Origin of the sequence: Mariniflexile fucanivorans (assembly GCF_004341235.1) — a bacterium.
Lineage (GTDB): Bacteria > Bacteroidota > Bacteroidia > Flavobacteriales > Flavobacteriaceae > Mariniflexile > Mariniflexile fucanivorans.
In genome coordinates this window covers 540,631-556,964 of record NZ_SLUP01000001.1, presented here as the reverse complement: position 1 = coordinate 556,964, position 16,334 = coordinate 540,631, and the positions used below count along the sequence as shown (strand labels likewise).

The following is a 16,334-nucleotide window of genomic DNA, read 5'->3' as shown; positions in this document are numbered from 1 at the left end:
TTAATTTTTTAATTCTGAAAGCAATAATCTGCTGTTTTCAGTATCACTCAAAGCAAGATTTTCTCTAGCTTTTTCAAGATTATCTAATTTTAAATAGGCGAGCCCCAAATACAGATAAGCATCGCTTTTAAATGCACTTTGATCTTGTTTTACAACATTTTGAAATTTTGAAACAGCTTCTTTTTCAGCATTTTTAGCTAAATAAGATATTCCCAAAAAGTAATTAAGCGTATCGTTTTTTGGTTTAGCATTTAATATTGTTTCCCATTTTTTAATGGCTAAATCGTAGTTTTTTTGTTTGTAATCTACCATGGCGTCATCAAAATCATAGTTGTTACTTTCGCTCATGGTGGTTGCTAAACCAAAGTCGGGTTTAAAATGTTTAGCAAACAGGCGTTCATTTTTTGAGTCTCTATTTAAAAACCAAAAGCAACCTAGAGCTATAACAATGGATGCTGCAATAGCATGGTATTTATAATTAATTTTGAAAACTTTTTCTTTTGAAATTATTGGTGCATCAGGTAGGTCTTCATGGAAGCTTTTTAGTCTCGATTTTAACACTGCTTTACCAATGCCAATTCGCAATAACTTAACATCTTCTATTTGTGCTTTTAATATGGGGTCTTTTTCAATACGTTCCTCAAATTGCAATTTTTCATCAGCAGGCATACGTTCTTGTAGATACCTGTCTATGGTGTCTAAAAGTGCTTCGGGTATGTTATGTAGGTCTTTCAAAAGTATTGTGTTTAAATTGATGTTAACGCCATAGCTCTCAATCTTTCCAAGCAACGGTATTTTTTATTCTTTGCTGAAGCTTCTGTAATATTGAAAGTTTCAGCAATATCTTTGATGGATTTGTTTTCATAATAAAAAACCGATAGTATTTTTTTGCATGGGTCTTTCAATAAATCAAAACTGGCAACTATTTTATCTATTTTTTTGTTTTTTAAAGGGTCTAAATCCACATTTTCTTCATGTGTAATGGTATTGATTTTAAAATCTGTTAAAACATCGGTTTTCTTAAATTTTGATGATTTTAAATAATCTAACCACTTGTTTTTTGCAATGTTATACAAATAATAATTTAAGGCGTTATCGCTGGTAGGCGAAAATTTATCTAGGTTTATATTTTCCCAAAGGGTAATAAAGGCTTCTTGATAAACATCTTTGGCCTGGTCTGAATTGCCACTATTGCTTAATACATAACGTTCTATATGATGATAATTTTCATTATAAATGGTTTTAAGTACCGCTTCGTTATTATTTTTTATGGCTGAAATTAAATGCCACTGCGATTCGTAATTTTTAATAAGTGTATCTTTTTGAAGCATAGTTTGATAATAGCAGCAGAAAGATACACTTTTATGTTAAATTCTTATAATATTTTTTATTCTAGGGTTACTACCAATTGACCGATACCTCTTGTTCCACTTACCCAGCCTACTGAATCACTATAATCAGGATTACAAGTATTGGTAGAAGTAGCAGCCAGACTAAACGTAAAGGCAGCATTGGAAACAGCTGTATTTGTGTTTGTATTTTTATATCTAGTGTCTCCTTGATTCCAACTGTAAAATAAATCTGGAGCAGGTTTTGTATCCCAAAGATCATACTTACTAGGTCCACTGAAAATATCTGTAATTTTTAGGGTATAACTTTTAGCATTAGCGATTTTATCCACATAGATAGCACTATCTAGCCAATTTCTAATATCATTTGCACCAGCGGTACAAGCCTCATCAGCTAATTTTGTTATTGTGAAAATAGGTGTTAAAACATAATATTTCTTTTTAGGATCGTTATCAATGTTTATAGAAGCATCAGCAGAAGCGACAATCTCATAATCTTCAGAACTGCCTTTTGGTTTTGCGTAAACAACAGCTTGGAATTCTTCAGTTCCATTCATGGTTTCTGTATTAGTGCATAAATATTCAATACTATTTGAATTGTAAACAGTATATAATGTCTTATTAGTTTTAAAACCACCATGTCTGCCAGAGGTTTCCCAGATTATTTTATAATCAAATTTGTTATTGGGTATTTGTGTAGTTTGGTCATTATGTTCCAATTTAAGAGTTAGGGAAGTATCTCCATTAATAGTAATTCCATTTGGTGTTATAACAAAATTGTTCTTTCTAACATTAACTTCCATCTCATCGGTGCCAACTTCAAACCTGCCACTTGGGCCATTTGTAAATACTTTTACATTTACTTTTTCAATATTATCACCATCTGATAATTGTGATTCGCTGGCATTACTTAGAAAGTATACTTTGTCAAAATTGGATGTAAAACTAGTGCCACTTTTACCGTTTAAATCATTAATAACACCTCCGTAGGCTGTGGTTGTAGACCATTCATATTCAAATTTTTCTCCAGCATTCAACGTAATTGAAGATACCGTAGCTTTAATTTCCTGTGTTGTGTTTGCTAATATAGTAACATTGGCTTTTTTGGGTGATAGTTTCACTTTTCCCTTTTCAACGGTAACATTCCAAGATTCTGAAACACTTGAGTCTTCAAAAAAGAAATTAAGGCAATCAAAACTCTCCAGTTTCATGACCTCGCTAATTATTTCCATAATTTTGGTTTCGTTATTTTTTTGAGCATCTGTAACGCCATAATCAAAAGGTATTGTGTTATTCTCAGATAACACATCATATATAGCTTGCATTATTCGAAAGGCATCACCAAAATTACTTCCTGAGGCGTAAATATCAGTTAAAAATGTTTCAACAGCACTTTTGTAATCACCTTTATAAACTAAATCTAAAACGGCTGCATTATCTTCTATATATGGTAAAACAGCAGCAAATAGCGCATCGTTTTTTGAACCATTCAATTTGTCATATTCACTTTTTCTACCAGCAATATCTAAGGCTATTGGAAGAAAATAATCGATAATAAATGCTTTTTTTGATAATTCTTGAAACTTCTCATTTTCAGCATCGGTGAATTCTCTATTGGAATTGCTGCCACCAGCTCCAATAACAGTTACTTCGTATTTTGCAGCCGTTTCATTGTCTTTAAGTTCCAACTCAAAAGCTTTGGATAGTGTTTCTTTAAAACGTTTTGTTTGGCATGCAATAGATAAAACTCTGATGTCTGCTTTAACATCCTGCCCGGTATGTTCAGCTCTGTCAATTTCAAATTGAATTTGAGCTTCATCACTACCAGATACTTTTAAATTTATAATTTGTTCTTGTCCGTTTAAATTGATTACCGACTTTTTATAAATAAAAGCATGCGCATCTCTCGAGTATTTATTGCTTACTTGAATGCTGTTTTCGGGTACATCTTTTATTGAAATACCACTTCTTGCATCTTTAGAGTCTGTATTAACTTTACCAGTTGAATTTATAACGGTAATTTGTGATAACGATTCAAGTTGTTCACTTAACAAATTAAAGTAAGCCCCATTTTTAAGTGTGAAATTATCTGATGTATATAGTGTTTGAAGACCTTCAACGAATGCTGGAAATTCATCTAATTTACTTATTTCTGAAATATAGGCATCCTTATATTGATTATCCTGCAAATAAGTTGGTATCGCATAATATAACAATACTTCAGCGGTTGAGCTTAGGCTTATTTCGGTTTTTTCTTTTGAAATAAAACCCGCTAGTAAAGGCTCATTACTTGAGTTGAAAAGAAAAGCTAATTCGGTGCTTCCTTCAAAAATTAAAGCAGAAACGTTTCCTTGGGCATCAACATCATCACTAGTTCCAAGTGTGTAAACATAAGTATCGTTTACATTTATTTTTGACCCTTCAGGTAATTTAACGGTTAAGTCTATAAGCGTTCTACCTATAGTTTCTTGTTTTTGGTCATCTGTATCATCATCCTTTTTACAGCTTAAATTGAAAATAAAAAGAGTGATAAATAATAGCGAGAGGATTTTTAAATTTTTCATGATGTATTGTTTTTGTTAGTTTAATTATTAATTTGTGCTTTTGTCCATGTTTGGTTATTAAGATTGGGATCAAAATTGGGGTCAAAATGTACATTGTCCGATGGGATGTATTCGCCATCGCTGTTTATCCAATAGTCTTTGCTTCCTGCATCAACTTGATAAGATTTTCCAGATGCTGTGTTGGTAACCGTTTGTCGTTCTAAATGGGTATCCATAAAGCGTTTATGGTTTCTGTCTACCATGGCGCTATGTGCTTCACCTCTTTTTACAATGGCTTCACCTTCAGCAATTAAACTGCGCATACGGTCTTCATGCAATTTGCCCAATCTAGCAGACTCTTTGGCATCTTCCATATAGCGGGTATGCAACCATTGCGGATTATATTTAGTGTACTCAAGGGCATATAAATATTTGATTTTTGCATCTTCAAAATAGGCTTTAGGTGCCTTCATCACATTTAAAATGTAGCCCCAATAGCAAGCTTCTTGTGTGTAAGTGATATATTGACGAATTATTAAAATGACACTGTTATTGTCTTTGTCCAGCCATTCTGTAGCAAGCACCTCAAACGTTTTTTGCATAGGCACTGGTTTAAAAACAAACTGCTCATAATTTTCATCGTAAGCTTTTAGTTGAGGTACTTTGTATTGTTTTATTAGTTTCACACCGTCATTGGCTAATAACGGAACGAACTCTACTTTAACCATTTGCTCTAAGCTTTGTAATGGTTTTATTTGTTGACCCATTTGTGCTGCCATTTGGTTAAAACCAGGTAATTGTGAGTAAACAAAATCATTGTTTCTAGGAAGAAAAACTTTAATATTATTTGGGCCAAAAATCTGTGCGCCCTCATTATCAGGTTTATCTTTTAATATCCAATCACTAGGTAAGGGTAAGTACCCTATGGTCATGTTTCTTTCAGAGTCTTCAAATTTGTGAAATACAATGTTATTCTCTACTTTTTTGTTATATTGAAGTTTTGTAGCATCCACATTTTCCTTAAGCGTATAGGTTTTGCCATTAAGTTGGATGGTGTTAGAGGCTTGAGAATTACTTGAAGTTTGAGCACCACTTGGAGAGTTTAAACAAGATGTAAATAACACTAAAAGTAGTGTTATAACTATTGGTGTTTTTGTGCGATTCATAAATTTAGGTTTAATGGTTACTTAACCTAAATAGAAATCACCGTAAAAAGGTCATCACTTTTATGAATGCTTTTTGGAAAGAAATTATAATCAATTCATAAAAATAGTTATTGGGCTGAAATTGGAATACTTTATAGGTATCTCGATTAACTTCCTGAATATAAAATTAAAAAGACGAGGGAACGAGTCATAAAGCGTTTTTTGGAAATAAAAGTTTAATAAAAAATAGAAAGCCCAAATTTTAAAAAAGATTTGGACTTTCTATTTTTTATTAATCGAACACATCACTTAAACCAGATACGCTTTAACAACCACCAAAACCACTAAATCTTAAAAGTAATCACGGGTCGTTTGGCATGGTTTACCAAATCTTCGCTAATGCTGCCATTAAAGAAATGCGAAAGACCTTGTCTTCCATGGGTACTCATGCCTACTAAATTAGCTTCAATAGATTGGGAAAAATTCATAATGCCTGTTTCAATAGTCACATCATTGTAAATATTAATCGAATAATTAGGCATTTCAATGTCTTTTATAAAATTTTGCACTCTTTTTTGGGCATCGCTAGATGTTATAAAATGATTGGGGGTGTTCACCATAAGTAAGTGCATTTTAGAACCTAAAATTTTAGCAAAAGCAATGGCTTTTACAATAGCTGGTTTACTTTCTTCTTTAAAATCTGAAGCAAAAACAAAACGTTTCGTTTTAAATACCGTGTGTTCCTTTTTAATAACAAGAACAGGTATTTCAGAAGTGCGAACTACTTTTTCGGTATTGCTTCCAATAAGTATTTCTTTTAGGCCATTGGCACCATTGGAACCCATAACAATCAAATCTACATGGTTGTTTTTGCAAACGTGAAATACCCCTTTAAAAATTTCTTGAAACTCGACGTGTTCGTGTACTACAAGGCCTTTTAAATAGTCTTTTGCTTTTAGTTCTTCAAATCGCTTCTGTGCCAGTTTCATAAAAAACATAGCTTCCGGCAAATCATTATAAGTACTCAAAGCATCTACGGTATGTACGGGCACCTCAAGTATATGTAGCAAATAAAGTTCGCAATGATGCTTTTTCGCTAATTGTGCAGCTACCTTTAAAGCGTTTTCGGCTTGCGTAGAAAAGTCGGTCGGGACAAGTATTTTTTTCATCTGTTTATATTTGTTATTTTATTAAAGGGCACTGCAGTTTGCTATGAATCATTTCCTTTATTAAGTATTAATTTTTTAGTATGCTCGTTTCCTAATTTCACAAGTAAGATGTATCTAAATTTATGAAATATTACTTTAAAAATCAATAAAATATTATATATTTGCACCGTTGAAAGGCTAAAACTAAATAAGAGGGGACGGAAAGTCCCCTCTTTTTATAATAAAAATGTTTAAAAATACTGTAAAAGATTTACTGGAAACGGCGTTGGAAGAACGGCCAGATTTGTTTTTAATTGATTTTTCAATTAGCACAGATAATCATGTCCATATTGTTATTGATGGCGATAATGGCGTTTTAGTTGAAGATTGCATGTTTGTAAGTAGAGCCATTGAACATAATATTGATAGAGAAGAACACGATTTTTCTTTGGAAGTGATGTCAGCAGGAGCAACATCGCCTTTAGTGAACAGAAGACAGTATAAAAAGAATTTGAAACGCGAGTTATTAGTAAGAACAGCTTCAGAAAAAATTGAAGGCACACTTGCTAATGCAACCGATACAAATATTGTACTAGAATGGAAAGTTAGAGAACCGAAGCCAGTTGGTAAAGGGAAAGTAACTGTAAAAAAGCAAGCGGAAATCGCTTACGAAGATATTGTAGAAGCAAAAGTTATGATTAAATTTTAATTCAATAAGAGTTATGGAGAATATCGCGTTAATTGAATCTTTTTCAGAATTCAAAGACGATAAGCTAATTGACAGAGTAACGTTAATGGCGATTTTAGAGGATGTGTTTAGAAGCGCCTTAAAAAAGAAATATGGTGATGATGATAATTTCGACATTATTGTAAATCCTGATAAAGGCGATTTAGAAATTTGGAGAAATAGAGTGGTGGTTGCTGATGGCGAAGTTGAAGAACCAAACCAAGAAATTTCAATATCTGAAGCGCGTAAAATTGAGCCGGATTTTGAAGTTGGTGAAGAAGTATCTGAAGAAGTGAAGCTTATCCATTTAGGAAGACGTGCTATTTTAGCATTGCGTCAAAACCTAATTTCTAAAATTCATGAACACGATAACACTATTGTTTTTAAACAATTTAAAGATTTAATTGGTGAAATTTATACAGCAGAAGTGCACCACATTCGTCACAGAGCTGTTATTTTATTAGATGATGAAGGAAACGAAATTGTGCTTCCAAAGGAAAAACAAATTCCTTCAGATTTCTTTAGAAAAGGTGATAATGTAAGAGGCGTTGTAGATAGTGTAGAGTTAAAAGGTGCGAAACCAACCATCATTATGTCTAGAACATCGCCTGCGTTTTTAGAAAAACTTTTTGAACAAGAAATACCTGAGGTATTCGACGGCCTAATTACCATAAAAAACGTAGTTAGAATACCGGGAGAAAAAGCAAAAGTAGCGGTAGATTCTTATGATGATAGAATTGACCCAGTTGGAGCTTGTGTTGGTATGAAAGGTTCTAGAATTCACGGTATTGTTCGCGAATTAGGTAATGAAAATATTGATGTAATTAATTACACAAACAATTTACAATTATACATAACCAGAGCATTAAGCCCTGCAAGAGTAACTTCAGTAAAAATTAATGAAGAAACAAAACGTGCTGAGGTTATATTAAAGCCAGAAGAAGTGAGTAAAGCCATTGGTAGAGGTGGTCACAACATTCGTTTGGCTGGTCAATTAACTGGTTATGAAATAGATGTATTTAGAGAAGGTGCAGAGGAAGATGTTGAGTTAAGAGAGTTCTCTGATGAAATAGAGGGATGGGTTATTGAAGAGTTTAGTAAAGCTGGATTAGATACTGCAAAAAGTATTTTAGAGCAAGATGTAGACGATTTAGTAAAAAGAACCGATTTAGAAGAAGAAACAATTAAAGACGTTATTAGAATTCTTAGAGAAGAATTTGAAGAATAACATATATTTGAGTATTTTAAAGGCAATTTATGGCTGACACGATTAGATTAAATAAAGTATTACGCGAACTCAATATTTCTATTGACCGTGCTGTTGATTTTCTGGAATCAAAAGGGGTTGATATTGAGAAAAGTCCGAATACCAAAATTTCAGAAGAAGTACATGTAATTCTTTCAAATGAATTTCAAACCGATGCTAACAAAAAAGTAGCTTCTAAAGAAGTTGGTGAGGCAAAACTTAAAGAAAAAGAAGTGTTGCGCGAGCAACGTGAGCGTGAACTTGAAGAAAAACAAAAAGAGGCAGCCAGAAAAGAAGAAATTATTAAAGCCTCTAAAACACTTTCAGGCCCTAAGCAGGTTGGAAAAATCGATTTAGATCCTAAAAAACCTGCAGAAACACCAGTGGAGCCTAAACAAGAGGAAAAACCTGTTGAAACTCCTAAGGAAACCGTGGTTGAAAAACCTGTAGAGCCTTCAGTAGCTAAACAAGAAGATGTAAAACCTCCAGTTGTAGATCAGGTAAAACCAGAAGTAAAACCAGAAACTTCTAAACCTAAACAAGAATCTAAAAAAGAGGTTGAACCAGTAAAACTTAGAACAAACTCAGAAGGCGAATTAGTTCCTGATGAAAAAGTAAAAACGAAGTATCAAGTTCTTAGTGGTCCAAAAATAGCTGGTGATAAAATTGACCTGTCTCAATTTAATAAACCGAAGAAAAAGAAAGAAGAAAAGAAAACCGACTCAAAACCAGGTGATGCTAACGCTAATAAGAAAAAGCGTAGAAGAATTAGTAAAGTTGGTGGGCCACAGCAAGGTGGCGATAATAGAAGTGGTGGCGCTCCAAATAGACCTGGAAATGATCGTTTTAAAGGAAAGCCAGGACAAGCAAGACGGCCTATTGTTAAGGAAGATCCTAGCGATGAGGATGTTAAAAAACAAGTACGCGAAACTTTAGAAAAACTTCAAGGTAAGTCTTCTAAAGGGAAAGGTGCTAAATATAGAAGAGATAAAAGAGATCAACATAGAGATCAAACAGAAAGAAATCTAGAGCAAGAAGCAGCAGAAAGTAAAATTCTTAAAGTTACCGAATTTGTTACTGCTAGCGAAGTTGCAACCATGATGGATGTTTCTGTTACTCAAATTATATCAGCATGTATGTCGCTTGGTATGATGGTAACCATGAATCAGCGTTTAGATGCCGAAACATTATCTATCGTAGCAGATGAATTTGGATATGAAGTGGAATTTGTTACTGCCGATATTGAAGAGTCTATTGATATCTATGAAGATAAAGAAGAAGATTTAATACCAAGAGCACCAATTGTAACCGTAATGGGTCACGTCGATCATGGTAAAACATCGCTTCTGGATTATATTCGTAAAGAAAATGTAATTGCCGGAGAGTCTGGAGGTATTACACAACACATTGGAGCTTACGGTGTTGAATTGGATAACGGCCAAAAAATTGCGTTTTTAGATACTCCAGGTCACGAGGCGTTTACCGCGATGCGTGCCCGTGGAGCTCAAGTAACTGATATTGCAATTATTGTGGCTGCTGCCGATGATGATATCATGCCACAAACCAAAGAGGCCATTGCCCATGCACAAGCTGCAGGGGTGCCTATTGTGTTTGCTATTAATAAAATAGATAAGCCGGCTGCAAATCCTGAAAAAATTAAAGAAGGATTAGCACAAATGAACTTATTGGTTGAAGATTGGGGAGGGAAAATTCAATCTCACGATATTTCAGCAAAAGTTGGTACAGGTGTAAAAGAGTTATTAGAAAAAGTATTGCTTGAAGCTGAATTATTAGAGTTGAGAGCAAATCCAAATAAACCAGCATTAGGAACTGTAGTTGAGGCCTTTTTAGATAAAGGGCGTGGTTATGTTTCAACTATATTAGTACAAGCAGGTACGCTTAGAGTAGGGGATTATGTATTAGCAGGAAAAAATAGTGGTAAGGTGAAAGCCATGCAAGACGAACGTGGTAATAACGTTGAAGAAGCAGGTCCATCAACTCCTGTATCCATTTTAGGTTTAGATGGTGCACCACAAGCAGGTGATAAATTTAATGTATTTGAAGATGAACGTGAAGCCAAACAAATTGCTTCAAAACGCGCACAATTACAACGTGAACAATCTGTTAGAACGCAACGTCATATTACTTTAGATGAAATTGGTCGTCGTATTGCTTTAGGAGATTTCCAAGAATTGAACATTATCCTTAAAGGTGATGTGGATGGTTCAGTGGAGGCGTTAACCGATTCATTCCAAAAATTATCAACTGAAGAAATTCAAGTAAATATTTTACATAAAGGTGTTGGAGCCATTACAGAAAGTGATGTGTTATTAGCATCTGCTTCCGATGCGATTATTATCGGATTTAATGTGCGTCCTGTAGGAAATGCACGTTCTATTGCTGATAAAGAAGAAATAGATATCAGAACATATTCTATTATTTACGACGCCATAAACGATCTTAAAGATGCTATGGAAGGTATGTTGTCTCCAGAGTTTAAAGAGGAAATTTTAGGTACAGCGGAAATAAGAGAAATATTTAAAGTAACCAAAATCGGTAGTATTGCTGGTTGTATGGTAACTAACGGAAAAATTCTTAGAAGTTCAAGTGTTCGTTTAATTAGGGATGGTGTAGTTGTGTATACTGGTGAATTAGCTTCGTTAAAACGATTTAAAGATGACGTTAGAGAAGTAACTAAAGGTTTTGACTGTGGTATGCAAATTAAAAACTACAACGACATTCAAGAAGGTGATATTATTGAAGCTTTCCATCAAGTGGAAGTTAAAAAGAAACTTAAATAAATCTAAGTTTAGAAACATAAAAAAAGCGACCAAATTGGTCGCTTTTTTTATGTTTCTAAAGATCTAAGAGTCTAACTCATCAAACAATCTTAGTGCTATTTCTTAGGTTTAAAGATAAAAGCAGCAGGAAATTTATTTTTTATTTTTTTCAAAGCACGGTCAGCCTCTAAGCGTGTTCTAAAATTACCTGCCCAAATTTTAAAATTTGGTGGTTCATACTCTAATGTTGCCTTCCAATCAGTAAAATTTGCATTGAATTCTCTTTGCGAAGCCTCGGCGCTTGAACGATTTCCGTTATAAATTTGTATCTTATATCTATCGGAATCAGGTTCATTTTTGTTCATTTCTTTTTTAGCCTCAAGCAGAGTAGTAATTTTTTTGTCTTGATTAACCACAATGCTTCCTTGTTGAGCAAAACAATAGTTTGAAGCTGATATGGAAGCTAAAATACCTAAAGCACTCATTTTTAAATTTAATAATTTCATTTTCAAATAAATTTATACAAATGTATACGTTATAATCTTAATTTAAGTTCTTTTTATTATTTAGAATCTCTCTAAATTACCAATTAACAGTTATCTAACATTTTCCAAATCGACTTTTAATACTACTTTTGCGAGAGATTTTTTTTAACTGTATTTTTTTCATTTATAAAATGACAAAAGTCATACCATAGTTTAGAAGTTAATATAACCAACAATATGAGAAAGGTGATTCACCGTAAATTAAGTAAAAGCATTCTTAGTTTAGGCTTAATTATTTTATTAGCGTTTACAACCGGTCTTTCTGCTCAAGGGGGAGATCCAGCAAAGGGAAAATCATTATTTAATGCCAATTGCGCAGCATGTCATCAACTAGATAAGAAAATGACAGGGCCTGCTTTACGTAATGTAGAAGCGCGTTTAGCTGACGAGCAAGGATTGGATAAAGAATGGCTTTACGACTGGATTCATAACAGTTCAGGGATGATTAAATCTGGCGACGCATACGCTAATAAAGTGTACAACGAGTATGGCGGTGCAGCTATGACGGCATTTCCACAGTTATCAAATGAAGATATTGATAATATTCTTGCATATACTGCTGAAGTAAAAGCAGAAGCTCCTGCTAGTGATGCAGCGGCGGCAGCTCCTTCAGGCGAAGCAGCGGCTACGGGAGGTATTTCCAACGAAATTATTTTAGGAGCTTTAGCTATTTTATTTATATTGCTAGGTGCTGGTTTATATTTAGTTAATAAAACATTACGTCGTTTTGCTTCGGTGCAAAATATAGATTTACCAGAAGAAACTAAAAGAACGCCACTTTGGCAAGCTTTTGTTAAGAATCAATTTTTAATGTTGATTACAGCAATTTTCTTTTTATTGGCAAGTGCTTATTTTGTTTATGGCTACTTGATGCAAATAGGTATAGATCAAGGTTACGAGCCAGTGCAACCTATTCATTATTCTCACAGAATTCATGCTGGCGATAATGGTATTGATTGTAAATATTGCCACTCTTCAGCAAGAACAAGTAAAACTTCAGGAATTCCTTCGTTAAATGTTTGTATGAACTGTCATAAATCCATCTATGAAGTTGCACCAGAAACATTAGCTGAAGGTGCTGCTATAGGTGTAGATTATAATGCAGAGATTAAAAAACTATATAAAGCTGCAGGATGGGATGATGCAGAACAGAAATATACTGGAGATTCGCAACCTGTAAAATGGGTTCGTATTCATAATTTACCAGATTTCGTTTACTTTAATCACTCACAGCACGTTACGGTTGCAGGTGTTGAATGTCAAACATGTCACGGACCTGTTGAGGAAATGGAAGTGATGTATCAACATGCTCCATTAACTATGGGTTGGTGTATTGATTGCCATAGAACAACTGATGTAAATATTCAAGACAATGCTTATTATGCTAAAATTCACGAACAATTAGCTAAAAAGTATGGTAAAGACAAGTTAACAGTAGCAGAAATGGGCGGTTTGGAATGTGGTAAATGCCATTATTAAAAACTTAAAAATGTTACGCTGAGCGCTGCTGAAGTGCTTTTAAAGTGAAATTATAAATAAATAAAGAAGTAATTCAATTATATAATATGTCATCAAACAAGAAATACTGGAAAAGTGTTGAAGAGCTAAACGAGAATAGTTCTATTGTTGAGACGCTAAAACAAAACGAGTTTGTAGAGCAAATACCTACTGATGAATTTTTAGGTGATAAAAACACATTAGAAGCAAGTTCTACAACACGTCGCGATTTCTTAAAATATGTAGGGTTTAGTACCGCAGCGGCTTCTTTGGCTGCTTGTGAAGGACCCGTTGTTAAATCTATTCCTTATGTAGTACAGCCTCAAGAAATTATTCCTGGCGTTGCTAACTATTATGCTACAACTATTGCAGATGGATTTGATTTTGCAAGTGTTTTAGTTAAAACGCGTGAAGGTCGTCCAATTAAAATTGAAAATAACGCTTTAGCAACCACTAATGGTAGTGCTAATGCCAGAGTAAACGCTTCTGTTTTAGGATTGTATGATAGTTTAAGAGTGCAAAGCCCTAAAAAAGAGGGTGCTTCTATTTCTTGGAGTACATTTGATAATGAAACCAATCAAAAATTAACAGATTTAAATGTGGCAGGTAAAGAGATTGTGTTATTTACACAAACTTTTGCAAGTCCATCTACAAGTAAGTTAATTTCTGAATTCAAAGAAAAATATGGTAATGTTCGTCACGTTGTTTACGATGCTGTTTCAGAATCGGCTGCGTTGGATGCTTACCAAGCGAAATACGGTGAACGTGCTTTAGCAAATTATGATTTTTCTAAAGCAATGACGATTGTTTCTGTTGGTGCCGATTTTTTAGGTGACTGGCAAGGTGGTGGTTTTGATTCTGGATATTCAAAAAACAAAATTCCACAAAACGGAAAGATGTCTCGTCACATTCAGTTTGAGTCTAATATGTCTTTAACTGGTGCAAACGCCGATAAGCGTGTGCCTTTAACACCAAGTGAGCAAAAATTAGCTTTAGCTAAATTATATAGTTATGTGGTTGGAGGCTCTGTATCTGGAAGCTTGCCTTCGCATATAGAAGATGCTGTTAAAAAAGCGGCTGCTCAATTAAAGAAAGCTGGCAGTGATGCGGTTGTAGTTACAGGTATTCAAGATGTAAATGCACAAACTCTAGCTTTAGAATTAAATGCTTTTTTAGGAAGTAAAGCATTCGACCCTAAAACAGCTGTAAAAACAAGACAAGGTAGTGATAAAGAAGTTTTAACTTTAGTTGCTGATATGAAAGCAGGTAAAGTTGGAGCTATAATCATGAGTGGTGTAAACCCATTATATTCGTTACCTAATGCTTCAGATTTTGCTGAAGGATTAAAGAAAACAGAATTATCGATAGCGTTTTCAATGAAAGTTGATGAAACGTCATCACAAACACAATATATAGCCGCCGCACCTCATTATTTAGAATCTTGGGGCGATGTTGAGATTAAAAAAGGGCATTATGCCTTAACGCAGCCAACCATCCGTCCGTTATTTGATACAAGACAATTTCAAGATGCATTATTAAAATGGACTGGAAACGATGTTACTTACCATGACTACATTAAAAATCATTGGAATTCTAGTGTTCTAGGTGGTAATTCATTTAATCAGGCCTTACACGATGGTGGTTTTGTTTATGGTTCTTCAATTGGAGGTCTTCATAAGACTTCAGAAGAAACTGTTGAATCAACATCAACAGAATTAAAAGATAAGAAAGATAGAACGTTTGTAGGAGGCATCATTCATGATGTTGCCGTAGGTGTTGGTATTAAAGATGAAGATAAGGATGAGTTTATAACTACCACTTCAACTTCAACAATTACTTCAAATTCTGGAGCATTAGCTGGTGTAACTGTTGCCTCAGGAGGAAATGCAGCAAATGCTTTAGCTGCTTCAGCAAAGAAATCAAGTTTAGAATTAACATTATATACCAAAGTAGGTATGGGTGATGGGCAACAGGCCAACAACCCATGGTTACAAGAGTTTCCAGACCCTATTACAAGAGCTTCCTGGGACAACTATTTAACAGTTTCTAAAGCCGATGCCGATGCATTAGGTTTGATGAACAAACATGTGGCTAATGGTGCATTAAATGGTAGCTATGCTAAAGTAACGGTAAATGGTAAGTCTATTACTGCTCCAATTATGATTCAACCAGGACAAGCAAAAGGTTCTGTTGGGTTAGCATTTGGTTATGGTAGAACTGCTGGTTTAAAAGAAGAAATGCAAACGGGTGTGAATGCTTATGCTTTATACCAAAATTTTAATACAACTCAAAGCGTAACTATTGAAGCTGTAGCTGGAGAGCATGAATTTGCATCTGTTCAGTTACATAATACGTTGATGGGGCGTGGAGATATTATTAAAGAGACATCATTAGAGATCTTTAATACTCAAGATAAGAAACATTGGAACGCAGTTCCTATGGTATCTTTAAACCATAAAGAAACACCAGTAACATCGCCAAAAGTAGATTTATGGGATGAGTTTGATCGTTCAATTGGGCATCACTTCAACTTATCAATCGATTTAAATGCGTGTACAGGTTGTGGTGCTTGTGTTATTGCGTGTCACGCTGAAAATAATGTACCGGTAGTTGGTAAAACGGAAGTACGTCGTAGCCGTGATATGCATTGGTTACGAATAGATAGATATTATTCATCTGATGCTACATTTGAAGAGGATGATGCTAAAAAAGATGGTTTCTCTGGGTTGTTTGGAGATAATGGTTCTTTAGGAGGTTTTGGTGAAATGGAACATGCATCTGTTAATCCTCAAGTTGCTTTCCAGCCAGTTATGTGCCAACATTGTAATCATGCACCGTGTGAAACTGTATGTCCTGTGGCAGCAACATCTCATGGGCGTCAAGGTCAAAACCATATGGCTTATAACCGTTGCGTAGGTACTAGATATTGTGCAAATAACTGTCCTTATAAAGTACGTCGTTTCAACTGGTTCTTGTATAATGGAAACGATGAGTTCGATTATCATATGAATGATGATTTAGGACGTATGGTATTAAATCCAGATGTAGTTGTTCGTTCTCGTGGTGTTATGGAAAAATGTTCTATGTGTATTCAAAAAACACAAAAAACAATTTTGGATGCGAAACGTGATGGACGTGAAATTAAAGATGGTGAATTCCAAACAGCTTGTTCTGCGGCTTGTAGTAATGGTGCGATGGTTTTTGGAGACATTAACGATAAAGAAAGTCAAGTTGCGAAACTTAAAGAAGATAACCGTATGTACCACTTGTTAGAGAGCGTAGGTGTAAAACCAAACGTGATGTATCAAACAAAAGTGAGAAATACAACTGAAGCATGAATTGAGTAAAAAGTTT

General features: G+C 34.4%; 11 protein-coding genes. 5 read left to right on the top strand and 6 right to left on the bottom strand.

The genetic code is table 11. The annotated features are described in order from the left end of the window. The 5 genes from EV196_RS02455 to EV196_RS02435 all read right to left on the bottom strand — a co-directional run bounded on the left by EV196_RS02455 (position 1) and on the right by EV196_RS02435 (position 6,206). The gene (locus EV196_RS02455) at positions 1 to 735 is read right to left on the bottom strand and encodes a tetratricopeptide repeat protein (RefSeq protein WP_132214534.1); all 735 of its coding nucleotides are present in this window, start codon (positions 733 to 735) and stop codon (positions 1 to 3) included. Between the two features lie 11 nt (positions 736 to 746). Further along, positions 747 to 1,331, bottom strand: coding sequence for an RNA polymerase sigma factor (locus EV196_RS02450; RefSeq protein ID WP_132214532.1), 585 nt, complete (start codon positions 1,329 to 1,331; stop codon positions 747 to 749). A gap of 56 nt (positions 1,332 to 1,387) precedes the next feature. Continuing rightward, positions 1,388 to 3,913 carry a hypothetical protein gene (locus EV196_RS02445; RefSeq protein ID WP_132214530.1) on the bottom strand — a complete coding sequence of 842 codons (2,526 nt, stop codon included), beginning with the start codon at positions 3,911 to 3,913 and terminating at the stop codon, positions 1,388 to 1,390. A 20-nt stretch (positions 3,914 to 3,933) separates the two neighbouring features. Continuing rightward, the gene (locus EV196_RS02440) at positions 3,934 to 5,058 is read right to left on the bottom strand and encodes a hypothetical protein (protein ID WP_132214528.1); all 1,125 of its coding nucleotides are present in this window, start codon (positions 5,056 to 5,058) and stop codon (positions 3,934 to 3,936) included. A 323-nt stretch (positions 5,059 to 5,381) separates the two neighbouring features. Continuing rightward, on the bottom strand, positions 5,382 to 6,206 hold the full coding sequence (locus EV196_RS02435; protein ID WP_132214526.1) for a universal stress protein: 825 nt from the start codon (positions 6,204 to 6,206) through the stop codon (positions 5,382 to 5,384). A gap of 226 nt (positions 6,207 to 6,432) precedes the next feature. Between EV196_RS02435 and rimP the strand changes: the two genes are divergently transcribed. The 3 genes from rimP to infB are packed head-to-tail and all read left to right on the top strand — an operon-like array spanning position 6,433 to position 10,959. After that, the gene (gene rimP, locus EV196_RS02430) at positions 6,433 to 6,894 is read left to right on the top strand and encodes a ribosome assembly cofactor RimP (RefSeq protein ID WP_132214524.1); all 462 of its coding nucleotides are present in this window, start codon (positions 6,433 to 6,435) and stop codon (positions 6,892 to 6,894) included. Positions 6,895 to 6,907: 13 nt separating this feature from the next. Then, positions 6,908 to 8,140 (top strand): transcription termination factor NusA, encoded by a 1,233-nt coding sequence (gene nusA, locus EV196_RS02425; protein WP_132214522.1) that lies wholly within the window; start codon positions 6,908 to 6,910, stop codon positions 8,138 to 8,140. Positions 8,141 to 8,169: 29 nt separating this feature from the next. Next, the gene (infB, locus tag EV196_RS02420) at positions 8,170 to 10,959 is read left to right on the top strand and encodes a translation initiation factor IF-2 (protein WP_132214520.1); all 2,790 of its coding nucleotides are present in this window, start codon (positions 8,170 to 8,172) and stop codon (positions 10,957 to 10,959) included. Between the two features lie 95 nt (positions 10,960 to 11,054). On the opposite strand, the gene EV196_RS02415 is transcribed toward infB, so the two are convergent. Continuing rightward, complete coding sequence (locus EV196_RS02415; protein ID WP_132214518.1) at positions 11,055 to 11,444, bottom strand: SPOR domain-containing protein; 390 nt, start codon at positions 11,442 to 11,444, stop codon at positions 11,055 to 11,057. A gap of 216 nt (positions 11,445 to 11,660) precedes the next feature. Here EV196_RS02415 and EV196_RS02410 point away from each other — a divergent pair, with 216 nt between their 5' ends. Both EV196_RS02410 and EV196_RS02405 read left to right on the top strand, forming a co-directional pair. Beyond that, on the top strand, positions 11,661 to 12,962 hold the full coding sequence (locus EV196_RS02410) for a c-type cytochrome (RefSeq protein WP_132214516.1): 1,302 nt from the start codon (positions 11,661 to 11,663) through the stop codon (positions 12,960 to 12,962). 86 nt (positions 12,963 to 13,048) lie between these two features. Further along, complete coding sequence (locus EV196_RS02405; RefSeq protein WP_132214514.1) at positions 13,049 to 16,318, top strand: TAT-variant-translocated molybdopterin oxidoreductase; 3,270 nt, start codon at positions 13,049 to 13,051, stop codon at positions 16,316 to 16,318. Positions 16,319 to 16,334 lie beyond the last annotated feature (16 nt).